This window comes from Pseudomonas sp. PH1b, assembly GCF_000633395.1.
Lineage (GTDB): Bacteria > Pseudomonadota > Gammaproteobacteria > Pseudomonadales > Pseudomonadaceae > Aquipseudomonas.
The window spans coordinates 328873-340835 of the sequence record NZ_AYMU01000001.1 but is presented as its reverse complement, the minus strand read 5'-3'; the positions used below and the strand labels follow the sequence as shown (position 1 = coordinate 340835).

Below are 11963 nucleotides of genomic sequence, written 5' to 3'. Positions count from 1 at the left end.
TTGGCTGTTGGATGGCCAAACCGGCCCGGGCCGCTTGCCAGCCCCAGAGCCCGAAGTTTTTCTTGAAAACGCTTTTCCTTATATAGAGTACCGACCATGACCCAAGTCAAACTGACCACCAACCACGGCGAGATCGTGCTGGAACTGAACGCCGAGAAAGCCCCGTTGACCGTGGCCAACTTCGTCGAATACGTGAAAGCCGGTCACTATGAAAACACCGTATTTCACCGCGTCATCGGTAACTTCATGATCCAGGGCGGCGGCTTCGAACCTGGCATGAAAGAAAAGAAAGACAAGCGTCCAAGCATCCAGAACGAAGCTGACAACGGCCTTTCCAACGACAAGTACACCGTCGCCATGGCCCGCACCATGGAGCCGCATTCGGCGTCCGCGCAGTTCTTCATCAACGTTGCCGACAACAGCTTCCTCAACCACAGCGGCAAGACCGTGCAAGGCTGGGGCTACGCAGTATTCGGCAAGGTGATCGCCGGCACTGAAATCGTCGACAAGATCAAAGGCGTGGCCACCACCATGAAGTCCGGCCACCAGGACGTACCTGCGGAAGACGTGATCATCGAGAAAGCCGAGATCATTGAGTGATACTGCTGATTTCAGATCTGCATCTGGAAGAAGAACGCCCGGACATTACCCGGGCGTTTCTGGATTTACTCGGTGGGCGCGCCCGCGCCGCCGAGGCGCTGTACATCCTCGGGGATTTCTTCGAGGTATGGATCGGCGACGATGCCATGACCCCCTACCAGCTTTCCATTTGCCAGGCATTGCGCACGCTCAGCGACAGCGGTACGCAGGTTTTCCTGATGCATGGCAATCGCGACTTCATGCTCGGCCAGGCCTTCTGCAAGGCGGCCGGTGCCACCCTGCTCAAAGACCCCAGCGTCGTCGACTTCTATGGCGAGCCGGTGCTGCTGATGCACGGTGACAGCCTGTGCACCCGCGATGAAGCCTACATGCGCATGCGCCGTTACCTGCGTAACCCGCTGAGCCTGTGGATCCTTCGCCACCTGCCCTTGCGCACCCGGCGCAAGCTCGCGCGCAAACTGCGCAACGAGAGCCGCGCTCAGACCCGCATGAAAGCCAACGACATTGTCGACGTGACCCCGGACGAAGTGCCACGGGTGATGCAGGAACACGGGGTGCATACCCTGGTTCACGGTCATACCCACCGTCCGGCGATCCACAAGCTGCAGATTGGCGAACAAGCCGCCAAGCGCATCGTGCTGGGGGATTGGGACCGTCAGGGATGGGTATTGCAGGTGGATGAGCAAGGCTTCCAGCTGACGGCGTTCGATTTCGTACCGACGCAACTGGCGTTACCCAGTTCGCCCTGAACGGATGTCTTCCCTACCGTAGGAGCCGGCTTGCCGGCGAAGGGGCCAGCAAACCTTACGCTGCCCGGTCGCACGCCAGCGCCTGCGACGAAGACTATCAATGCCCTGCCGACGCCGGCCCGGCCTTGGCGGCGAACGGCGGCTTGGCCAGCCAGACCAGCAGAATCAACCCCATGAACACCCAGCCGAGCAAGGTGAAATAGTCCACCGTCGAGAGCATGTACGCCTGGCTGGTCAGGACCTGGTCCAGCTGCGCGTAGGCCTTGGTGCTGGCACCACCGAGGTTGTTCAACGCCTCCCGGGTGACCGGATCGAAGGTGCTCATGCTTTCGCTCATGTAGGCATGATGCTGATCCGCCCGGCGAATCCAGATCCAAGTGGTCAGGGACGCCGCGAAGCTGCCCCCCAGGGTCCGCAGGAAGGTGGCAAGGCCCGCACCATCGGCAATCTGGTGCGGCGGCAGGTCGGACATCAGGATGCTCAGGGTCGGCATGAAGAACAGCGCCACGCCGATCCCCATGAACAGCTGCACCAGGGCAATGTGCTGGAAATCCACTTCATTGGTAAAGCCGGCACGCATGAAGCAGCTCAGGCCAATGGCCAGGAACGCCAGGCCGGCCAGCAGCCGCAGGTCGAACTTGTGGGCGTACTTGCCGACAAAGGGCGACATCAGCACCGGCAGGATACCGATCGGCGCCACTGCCAATCCAGCCCAGGTGGCGGTGTAGCCCATCTGGGTCTGCAGCCATTGCGGCAGGATCAGGTTGATCCCGAAGAATCCGGCGTAGCCGCCCACCAGCACGATGGTGCCGATGCGGAAGTTGCGGTGGGCGAACAGCCGCAGGTTGACCACCGGATGACGGTCGGTCATTTCCCAGATCACGAACACCGCCAGGGCGATCACCGAGATCAGGGTGCCGATGACGATGAAGTTGGATTCGAACCAGTCCAGGTCATTGCCCTTGTCGAGGACGATCTGCAACGCTCCGACGCCGACGATCAGGCTCAGCAGGCCGATGTAGTCCATGGGCTGGCGACTGGTCACCACCGGACGCGCCTTCAACTGTTGACGCACCACCCAGGCGGCGAACACCCCGATGGGCACGTTGATGAAGAAGATCCACGGCCAGCTGTAGCTGTCGGTAATCCAGCCGCCGAGGATCGGCCCGGCAATCGGCGCCACCACCGTGACCATCGCCAGCAATGCCAGGGCCATGCCCCGCTTCGCCGGTGGATAGACGGCGATCAGCAAGGTCTGGGTCATCGGGTACAGCGGGCCAGCCACCACCCCTTGCAGCACCCGGAAGCCCACCAGCTCCGGCATCGAGGTGGAGATACCACAGAGAAACGAGGCCAGCACGAACAGCAGGGTGGCCCAGATGAACAACTTGACCTCGCCGAAGCGCCGGCTCAGCCAGCCGGTCAGGGGCAAGGCGATGGCGTTGCTCACGGCGAACGAGGTGATGACCCAGGTGCCCTGCTCCGAACTCACCCCGAGATTGCCGGAAATGGTCGGCAGCGCCACGTTGGCGATGGTGGTATCGAGCACCTGCATGAAGGTCGCCAGGGACAGGCCGATGGTGCTCAGCAGTAGGCTGGGGGGCGTGAAAGACGCGTTATTGCTCATCGCGAATCCTTTGGAACAGGGCTGGCACTCCGGCCTCTAGAGGAGGCCGGAGTTGACGGATTGGCGAATCAGCGCTGGGCGGTCTTGCCGATGGCAGCACTGTTGTCATGGATCAGCCGCGCGATCAGGGCATCGGCCTCACCCAACTGACGGTCATAGACATTGGTACTGAAAGAGGCCTTTTGCGGCGGCTGCTGGGCCAGTACCGGACCACTCTGGTCCCGCAGGTTGACGTTGACCACCGTCGACAGGCCGACCCGCAGTGGGTGCTTGGCCAGCTCTTCGGCATTGACGTGGATGCGCACCGGTACCCGCTGCACGATCTTGATCCAGTTACCCGTGGCGTTCTGTGCCGGCAACAGGGCGAAAGCGCTGCCGGTGCCGGCGCCGAGGCTGTCGATGGTACCGCTGAACTTCACACCGCTGCCGTAGATGTCCGCCTCGATGTCCACCGGCTGGCCGATGCGCATGTCCCGCAGTTGGGTTTCCTTGAAGTTGGCGTCGATCCACAGCTGATCCAGGGGGATCACCGCCATCAGCGCAGTGCCCGGCTGGACCCGCTGGCCCAGTTGCACGGTGCGCTTGGCCACGTAGCCGGTCACCGGGGCGATCAGGGTGCTACGGGCATTGGTCAGGTAGGCCTGGCGCAGTTGGGCAGCGGAAGCCTGCACATCCGGATGATTGGAAACCACGGTGTCGTCCACCAGGGCGTTGGTGGTGTTGAGCTGCTGCTGGGCGTTGGCCAGGGCGTTCTGCGCCGAGGTCAGGTCATCCCGGGCATGGGACAGCTCCTCCTGGGAAATTGCCCCGCTGGCCGCCAGGTTCTTGCGTCGGTTGAAGTTGTCCAGCGCCTTCTGCACCTCGGCCTTCTGCGCCGCCACCTGGGCACGCATGCCATCGACATTGCTGTACAAGCCGCGCACCTGACGCACGGTACGAGCCAGATTGGCCTCGGCACTTTGCAGGCCGACCTGGGCATCGTTGGGGTCGAAATTGATCAGTACCTGGCCTTCATGTACCAGATCACCGTCATCGGCGCCGATGCTGACCACGGTACCGGTGACCAGCGGGGTGATTTCCACCACGTTGCCGTTCACATAGGCATCGTCGGTGTTTTCATTCCAGCGCCCATAGAGTTCGTGCCAGGCAAATACGCCCAGGCCGCCCAGGACGACAATCGCCGTCAGCCCCAGCAGCATGACTTTGCGCTTGCGGGAGTTACTGGCGTCCGGGGTGTTTTGTGTTGCTTGAGTGTCGGCAGTGGCCATGACAAATACCTCGAATTATTGGGGCTGCGGGGCTGGGGACGGGGTGGCCGAAGCCAGGTTCTGGGCATTGAAGCCGCCCCCCAGGGCCCGCATCAGTTGGATCGACAGGTCAATCTGCTGAGCATTCAGCGTGGCCAGCTGGCGCTGGGCCTGCAGCAGTTGCTGCTCGATGCTCAACACATCCAGGTAATTGCCGATACCCGAACCGAACCGCTGGACCACCGTGTTGTAGGAGTCCTGGGCGATGTCGGTGGCATGCTGCTGGGCGGTGATCTGCCGGCCGATATCACGCAGTTGGGAAATGCTGTCGCTGACGTCCCCCAGGGCTGTCACCAGCGTCTTGTTGTACTGCGCCACGGCCAGGTCATAGTCGGCGTCTCGCGCATCCAGATTGGCCCGCAGGCGACCGCCGTCGAAGATCGGCAAGGAAATCGTCGGTGCAATGCTGAAGAAGCGGCTGGCGGAGCCGAACATCGCATCCCCCAGCAACGACTCGGCACCCGCGCTGGCACTCAGGTTGAGGTTGGGGTAGAAGCGGGTCTTGCTGGCATCGATGTCCTTGCTCGCGGCCTCGACCCGCCAGCGTGCGGCGATCAGGTCCGGGCGCCGGCCCAGGAGCTCGGCAGGCAGGGTCGACGGCAAGGCCACCGCGCTGGCTTGCAGCACCTTGGGCCGGGGCAGATCGAGGGTCCGATCCGGCCCTTTGCCCAGCAACACCGCAAGGGCGATCTTGGCGCTCTGCAGTTGCTTTTCAGCGTCGATCAGGCTGGCCTGGGCAGTGGCATCGAGGCTTTCGGTCTGTTGGTACTGGTACTGGCTGTCGATCCCCGAGTTCAAGCGGCGCTGGCTCAGGTCGAGCATCTGCCGGGTGCGCTTGAGGTCTTCGGCCGCCAGATCATGGACGATGTGTGCCCGTCCCAGATCGCTGTAGGCCCGCGCCACATCGGCGGCCAGGGTCAGGCTGGCAGCCTGGCGATCGACTTCCGCCGCCCGCGCCTGGCCCAGCGCCGCTTCCCAGGCGGCACGCTGGCCGCCCCAGAGGTCGAAGTTGTAATTGAAGCTGGCGCCGATATTGCGCACGGTGGCGTAGGTTCCACCGACGCCCGAAGGGTCCTGGTCACGGGCCAGGCGCGAACGGCTGATACCGGCGCTGGCATCCAGGGTCGGCATCCGCTGCGCATCGGCGGCATAGGCCGCGGCGCTGGCCTGGTGGGCACGGGCGCTGGCAATCTGCATGTCCGGGCTGTCATGCAGGGCTTCCTGAATCAGCCCGTCGAGCTGTGGATCACCCAGGCTTTTCCACCAATCGCTTTGCGGCCAGGCCGCCGGTGACAGGCTCACCCCCGTAAGGGATTGTCCGGCCTGGAGGCTTTTCGCCTCCAGGCTGACGCCCTCGGTATTCAGACCGCTGTAGTTGGCACATCCGGCCAGGGTCATGGCCAGCAGCACCAGACTGGTCCGCGCACGCAAGGTTTTACTGCTCATTTATCACCTACCCGCAAGACGGTGATCGGGTCACCGGCTGCCAGCAAAATTTTCTTGAGAATGTGTTCCAGGGTCCGCAGTTCCTGGGGAGTAATCGCCCCGGCCAGCTCGTTCATCGCATCGGCGCCGATCTGCGGCAAGCGATCGGCGAGCTTCTGCCCTTCTTCCGTCAACACCAGTTGCACCTGGCGGCGGTCACCTTCGGAACGGCGCCGGGCGAGAAAATCCTTTTGCTCCAGGCGGTCGAGCATGCGGGTCATCGAGCCACTGTCCAGGGACAGGTGGCGGCACAGTTCGGCCGGGGTGTCGACGCCGAACTGGGCCATGATGATCAACACCTTGAACTGCGCGGCAGTGATGCCGTGAGGTTCCATGTGGGTGTCGATGATCCGGTCCTTGAGCAAGGCCGCACGGCCCAGCAGCAGGCCGAGATGGCAATTGTGAAAGTCGTCCGGTTCGAAGTGTTTCATCTGACCACCAATTAGCTGCCTAGGCAGAGAGAGTGTGTCGAGATGTTACTGCCTAGGCAGCGAATGTCAAAGTAATAATTAGCATGCTCTTTATTTTAACGATCAAAGGTCTGGCGCCGCAGGGCTGCAGCCGAAGGAGGTCGTGCTCGAGAAAGGAAAGCCTGATGCTCAGGGCCGTGGCCGGCCTCGCGGGCGCTGATTGGCAGTGCCGCAGCGACACCCACCAGGACCTCGAAGCCTTTTCATGGCGAGCCCGCCGCGACTGCTGGCGGCGGGCGGCGGTGTACTTCACCCCCCATGTGCTGGGTCAGAAATCGCGCTTGTAGAAGATGTCCAGGGAACTGGCGAAACCGCTGGCGGCTTCCAGGTAGACCTTCTTGCTCAGCTTGTAACGCAAGGCGATGGTGCTGGCCGGTTCGAAGACCCCAACGCCATAGCGCAGGCTGAGCTTTTCGGAAATCGCCCCGCTGGCCACCACACTGGTGTTGTTGCCACTGCCCTGGGTGTCCAACTGGAAGTCCTGGATGCCCAGGTTCTTGGCGATGCCGCCCGTGAGTTCCGCACTGCCCATCAGCCCCAGGCCAAGCGCCGCCTGGGCCAGCATGTTGTTGTCCTCGCCGGTGGAACTCAGCGGCCGCCCCAGCACCAGGTAGGACAAGGCCTGCTCCTGACTCATGGCCGGCTCGGAGAAGATCCGCGTCGCCGGTTGCTCGGCGCTGCCGCTCAGGCGGATGCCGGCAATCACGTCATCGGTCTGGCGCACCGCCTCGATGTCCAGGTACGGCTGGTCGATCGGGCCGGCGAACAGCAGCCGCGCACGACGCACGGTAAGTCGCTGGCCATAGGCCCGGTAACGGCCATCGTTGAGCCACAGCTCTCCACGGGTGTCCATGTTGTCGCCGATGTGCACATGCCCCTGCAGGTTGGCGGTCAGGCCGAACCCGGCAAAGCCGAGCTTGTCCTGGCCTACCTCCACGTCGATGTTCATCGCCATGGCCATGGGAGGTTTGCCCTCGTCAGTCTGCTGGCCGACGATGACCGTGTCATCGGACACCTTGACCGTCGACGGCGGCAATTCACGCACGGTGATCTGGCCCTTGGGAATCAACACTTTGCCGGCAATCGCCAGTTTGTCGTCCTGCAATGAAATCTTCAGGTCCGGCGCAACTTCCAGCGCCGCATAAGGTTCGACCGTAACCGGCAGCTGCGTGCCCTTGAGGCTGAGATCCACCAGCAAGGCGCGGCCCCAGGCGATGTGGCCGTTGAGGCTGCCCTGCCCGGCCTTGCCACTTTTCCAGCCGCCGTTGAGCTGCACGCTCTCGCCGGCAATCTGCGCGGTCAGTTGCAGGTCTTCAAGGCTGATGGGCAACTCGGAACCGGAGACCTGTCCACCACTGAGCTGCAGGTTGCCGTTGACCTGGGGCGCCAGCAAGCCGCCAGACAAGCGACCACTGCCGTTCAGGCTGCCCGTGAGTTTTTCCACCATGGGCACGAATGGCCGTGCCACCGACAGATCAAGACCGCTGAGGCGGAACTCGCCGGACAGCGGTTTGCTTTTCGGCAGCGGATTGATCTGCGCCTGGACCATCAGTTCCCCCAGCTTGCCGCCGTCGAACTGCAGTTGGCTGTCGATGCGCCGCGGGTTGAGGCTGGTGCTGAGTTTCAGGGTCTGATAGGGGAAATCCAGCCACTGCTCCTTCTCCTTGACCCGCAAGGTGCCGCCGCTGACATCCAGCATGATCTGCCCCTTGGGGCCGCTGGCCGGAAGATCCAGTTGCACATCGGCATTGAGCATGCCCTTCCAGGCGAAATCCTTGGGCAGCCACTGGGCCAGGCTTTCCATGGGGAAACGCTTGAGGTGATAGCGCAGTTTCGGATCGGGCATCAGCCGCTGGTCCTCGCCACACAGGCTGGCATCGCCGCTGGCCCAGCAATGGGCGGCAAAGTTCAGCGTGCCATTGGCCAGGCGCTCCAGCTTCGCCGGGTTCTGCAGTTTCCAGTCCTGGCCTCCGCTCTGTACCTCGCCGCTCACCAGGCGCCCACGCCAGTTGCCCTGGTCCAGGGCGCCATCGAGGGCCAGGGCCAGTTTCACCAGCGGCCCTTGCAGGTCCAGTTGCAGCGCCTGCTTCTTGATATCGCCCCGGCCGGCCAGGGTCAGGGTGCCCAACTGGGTGTCGCCCAGTTGAATACCGCTGCCCTTGAGGTCCACCTGGCCCTTTTGTGCGCCATCCAGGGTGGCATCCAGCTTGAGGTGCTGCAGGCGATTTTCGGCAAAGGCCAATTGCTGCCCGGCAAGGTCCAGCTTGCCCTGCGGCGCCTTGAGGCTGCCGGCCAGGTCGAGCCGGCCATTGAGCTGGCCGCGCAACTCGGGCCAGAGTTGACCCAGCCGCGGCATCTTGATCTCCAGCTGGCCGGCGATCTTCTGTTGCAGGCTGCCGGCACCGCTGATCCGGTTGTCCCCCAGGCGGATATCCAGCGCACTCAGGTTCCACTGCTCACCCGCGCCATCGGCCTTGGCCTGGAGTACCGCCGGTTGCCCGCGCAGGCGCCCCTTGAGGTCGAGGTTGGCATTGAGCTTGAGCTGCTGGTTCTTCATTTCACCCTGGCTGCGCAAGGGGCCGGCCAGGGTACCGGGCAACTCCGCCAGCCAATAGGCCGGGTTGATGGCCGAGAGGTCCAGGGCCGTGTCCCAGGCGATGCCGTCGGCAAACTGCAGGTTCAGGTGGCCTTCGGCCTTGCCCTGGCCCGCGGCCAGCTTGAACTGGGGCAGGAAGATTTTCGTCAGGTCGCCGCTGAAGGGGCTGCTCAGGCTGAACGCACCGGCCGGGCCGTCCAGGTCACCCTTGAAGTTGCCCAGGTAGTTGCCGTCGCGGTACGCCACTTCGGCATTGAAACTGCGGACCTTGACCGCCGGTTCCTCGATCAGCGGATACAGGCGATGCCAGGGAAAGTCCAGCCAGGCCAGCTTGGCCTCGGCCGCGAATCCGTCACTCCAGTCCAGCTGCCCACTGAGCTTGAGGCTCTGCTGGTCGCTGGCACTCAGGTCCAGGGCGGCAATCTGCGCGCCCTTGGCGTCGACCTTGCCTTGCAGCAGCAGGACCACAGGCCCCTGCTCCGCCGGCAGGCTGGCCTTGCCCTTGAGCTGATAGCCGTTTTTCAGATCACCCTCGCCGGTAAGTTCCAACTGATCCAGTTGCAGGGTGTCCGGCAGATCGGCGCTGGCCTTGAAGCCATCGGCCGTGATGCGCACCTGGGCTGGCAGGTTCTCCACCAGCGGCTGCAACTGGCCACTGAGTTGTCCTTGCAGATAGCCACTGCTGTCGGCGTGCAGCTTCAAGGTCTTGAGCAAATCACCCTCGACCTTCAGCGCCAGGGACCAGGGGCCGCCGCCCGGGGCCGGCAAGCCGAGGTTGCCCTGGGCCGTCAGGGGCCAGTCGCCACCGGGCTGCAACAGACCGGACAGCGCCAGGCTCAGGTCGTCCCGCTGCAGTCGCAGCGCATCGATCTGCAGACCCTGGGCGGTCCAGTGCGCCGCCAGTTGCAAGCCCTTGAGCTCTTCGCTGCCGTTGAACAGCAGGCTACCGACACGCACCTGCCCCAGTTCGATGGCCACGGGCAGCTTGAGGTCCGGCAGGCTGATCGGGCCGCTGCTGTCTTGCGCCTCGGCACTGGGTGGGAACAGCAGGCTGACCTGCTCGGCTTCCAGTTGTTCGATGCACAGGGTCATGCGCAGCAGGCAAGCGGGCGACCAGGCGAACTTCACGGCATCGAGTTCGACCCGGTTGCCCTCCTGCTGCCAGAGCAGATGATCGGCACCCCACTGCCCGCCTAGGCGGCCATCGAAATTGTCCAGGGTCAGCCCCGGCACCAGGCCCAGCGCCCAGCGACTGCCGGCCTGGGTCCCCAGGACCGTCGTCACGGCCAGAATGATCAGGATCACCAGCGCAAGGATCGCCAGCAGCGTTATCTTCAAACCGCGCTTCAAAGCTCTGGCCCCATGGAAAAGTGCAAACGAATACCGCCGTCATCATTCATCGCGTGGGCCAGGTCGACCCGGATCGGGCCCACCGGCGATACCCAGCGCACCCCCATCCCGACCCCGGTCTTGAGGTTCGGCAGTTCCAGCTTGTTGAAGGAGTTGCCCTGGTCGACGAAGGTCGCGATCCGCCATTTCTCGGCGATGGAGTACTGATACTCGACACTGCCGGCCACCATGTAGCGCCCACCGATACGGTCGCCTTCGGAGTTTTCCGGGGACAGGGTCTGATAGTCGTAACCGCGAACGCTCTGATCACCACCGGCGAAAAAGCGCAGGGAGGGCGGGATGGATTTATAGCCGTTGGTGGCGCTGCCACCGAACTGCACCCGCCCGAGAAAGCGGTGGTTGTCCCAGACCGTGGTCAAGCCCTTGAGCAGGACAGTGCCATACAGCAGGTTGGTGTCGGAGCCCATGCCCTCCTTGGCCAGCTTGGTGTCGAACTGGATGCGATAACCGTTGTGCGGATCGATACGGTTGTCACTACGCAGGTAGGAATAGGTCAGGCCGGGCATCAGCAGGTTACTCAGGCCGGAGTCATCCCCAAGCCGATACTCTTCGCGCTGGTACTTCAGCGACACTACCCGCTGCCACCCGCTGGGCAACTTGCTGTGCCACTCGGGTCCGATGGTGAGCAGCTTGCTCAAGGTGTCGGTGCCGGCAAGTTCTTCGTTCTGGTAGCCACCGGCAAAGCGCAGCTTGTCGGTCAGCGGCGGGTCCAGGGGAATGTCGTACCACAGGCCAACGTTCTGCCGTGGCTGCGAGACTTCCGCTTCCCAGCCGTAACTGTGGCCTTGGGGGTTGACCCAGTGGCGGGTCCAGTTGGCCTTGACCCGGGGCCCCACGTCAGTGGAGTACCCCAGGCCAAGCCCCATGGTCCGGGGCTTGCGGGTTTCCAGCTGGACCGCCACCGGAATGACCTCGTGCTCGGCGGCGGTGGGGGCGGCGTCCACCCGCACGCCTTCGAAATAGCCACTGGATTGCAGGGCCTGGTTGAGTTCGGCGATCAGTTCGGAATCATAGGGAGCACCGGTCTTGAACGGCACCATGCGCCGCAGCAGGTCTTCGTCGAACAACGAATCGCCGGTAAAGCTGACCTTGCCCAGGGCATAACGCGGACCGCTGTCATAGACCAGCTCGATATCCGCTACGCCGGCCTGGGGATCCACCGCCAGCTGCTGGCGGGTGAAGCGCCCGCTGAAGAAACCATAGCGTGAGGCCTGGTTCTGGATCAGGCGCTTGGCGTCTTCATAGTGGCCATGATTGAGCACCGCGCCGGGCTTGAGCTGGTCGCTGCTGGGGGTGCGAAAGGACTTGAGGGAGGCAGCCGGGCCTTCGACCCGGATCGTCACATTGCGCAGGTGCACCGGCTCGCCGGGATCGATGCGCAGCAGCAATCGGGGCTTCTCGCCACCGCGCACTTCGCTTTCGATATGGGCCTGGTAATAGCCCAGGGCCTGGGCAGCTTTCTTCGCCTGCTCTTCAGCTCCCCGGCTGAACCGCAGCAGGGCCTCTTCATTGCGATCACCGACACCGCCAATGTAACCCTCCACATTGGCCTTCAGCTCGTCATTGGCGGGTTTTACCCTGACATCCAATTCGCTCTGCGCCAGCGCCGCACAGCTTGTGAACAACAGCAAAAAACCGCTGGTAAATCTTCCTGGAAACTTCATAGGCGCGGATGCTATCACGAGCTTGAGAGGGCGATAGAGCGCTCATGCACAGAGA

Annotated in this window: 8 protein-coding genes; 2 read left to right on the top strand and 6 right to left on the bottom strand. The window is 63.2% G+C overall.

The genetic code is table 11. The features are described from left to right. The first annotated feature begins 96 nt into the window (after positions 1-96). On the top strand, positions 97-600 hold the full coding sequence (locus tag U873_RS0101610) for a peptidylprolyl isomerase (protein ID WP_025126571.1): 504 nt from the start codon (positions 97-99) through the stop codon (positions 598-600). Beyond that, positions 597-1349 carry a UDP-2,3-diacylglucosamine diphosphatase gene (gene lpxH / locus U873_RS0101605; RefSeq protein WP_025126570.1) on the top strand — a complete coding sequence of 251 codons (753 nt, stop codon included), beginning with the start codon at positions 597-599 and terminating at the stop codon, positions 1347-1349. The genes U873_RS0101610 and lpxH overlap by 4 nt, the downstream gene beginning before the upstream one ends. 97 nt (positions 1350-1446) lie before the next feature. On the opposite strand, the gene U873_RS0101600 is transcribed toward lpxH, so the two are convergent. The 6 genes from U873_RS0101600 to U873_RS0101570 all read right to left on the bottom strand — a co-directional run bounded on the left by U873_RS0101600 (position 1447) and on the right by U873_RS0101570 (position 11908). After that, positions 1447-2976 carry a DHA2 family efflux MFS transporter permease subunit gene (locus U873_RS0101600; protein WP_025126569.1) on the bottom strand — a complete coding sequence of 510 codons (1530 nt, stop codon included), beginning with the start codon at positions 2974-2976 and terminating at the stop codon, positions 1447-1449. Between the two features lie 68 nt (positions 2977-3044). Next, complete coding sequence (locus tag U873_RS0101595; RefSeq protein WP_025126568.1) at positions 3045-4244, bottom strand: efflux RND transporter periplasmic adaptor subunit; 1200 nt, start codon at positions 4242-4244, stop codon at positions 3045-3047. Between the two features lie 15 nt (positions 4245-4259). Beyond that, complete coding sequence (locus tag U873_RS0101590; RefSeq protein ID WP_025126567.1) at positions 4260-5729, bottom strand: efflux transporter outer membrane subunit; 1470 nt, start codon at positions 5727-5729, stop codon at positions 4260-4262. After that, positions 5726-6199 carry a MarR family winged helix-turn-helix transcriptional regulator gene (locus U873_RS0101585; protein ID WP_025126566.1) on the bottom strand — a complete coding sequence of 158 codons (474 nt, stop codon included), beginning with the start codon at positions 6197-6199 and terminating at the stop codon, positions 5726-5728. The genes U873_RS0101590 and U873_RS0101585 overlap by 4 nt, the downstream gene beginning before the upstream one ends. A gap of 307 nt (positions 6200-6506) precedes the next feature. After that, positions 6507-10184 carry a translocation/assembly module TamB domain-containing protein gene (locus tag U873_RS0101575; protein ID WP_025126565.1) on the bottom strand — a complete coding sequence of 1226 codons (3678 nt, stop codon included), beginning with the start codon at positions 10182-10184 and terminating at the stop codon, positions 6507-6509. Next, a complete protein-coding gene (locus U873_RS0101570; protein ID WP_025126564.1) occupies positions 10181-11908 on the bottom strand; it encodes an autotransporter assembly complex family protein in 1728 nt (575 codons plus the stop codon). The genes U873_RS0101575 and U873_RS0101570 overlap by 4 nt, the downstream gene beginning before the upstream one ends. Positions 11909-11963: the final 55 nt, after the last annotated feature.

What these genes read in the sequence shown, in the direction of transcription:
- U873_RS0101590 (WP_025126567.1), bottom strand. Translation starts at nt 5,729, where the DNA reads ATGAGCAGTAAAACCTTGCGTGCGCGGACCAGTCTGGTGCTGCTGGCC.
- U873_RS0101595 (WP_025126568.1), bottom strand. Translation starts at nt 4,244, where the DNA reads ATGGCCACTGCCGACACTCAAGCAACACAAAACACCCCGGACGCCAGT.
- U873_RS0101570 (WP_025126564.1), bottom strand. Translation starts at nt 11,908, where the DNA reads ATGAAGTTTCCAGGAAGATTTACCAGCGGTTTTTTGCTGTTGTTCACA.
- U873_RS0101585 (WP_025126566.1), bottom strand. Translation starts at nt 6,199, where the DNA reads ATGAAACACTTCGAACCGGACGACTTTCACAATTGCCATCTCGGCCTG.
- U873_RS0101610 (WP_025126571.1), top strand. Translation starts at nt 97, where the DNA reads ATGACCCAAGTCAAACTGACCACCAACCACGGCGAGATCGTGCTGGAA.
- U873_RS0101600 (WP_025126569.1), bottom strand. Translation starts at nt 2,976, where the DNA reads ATGAGCAATAACGCGTCTTTCACGCCCCCCAGCCTACTGCTGAGCACC.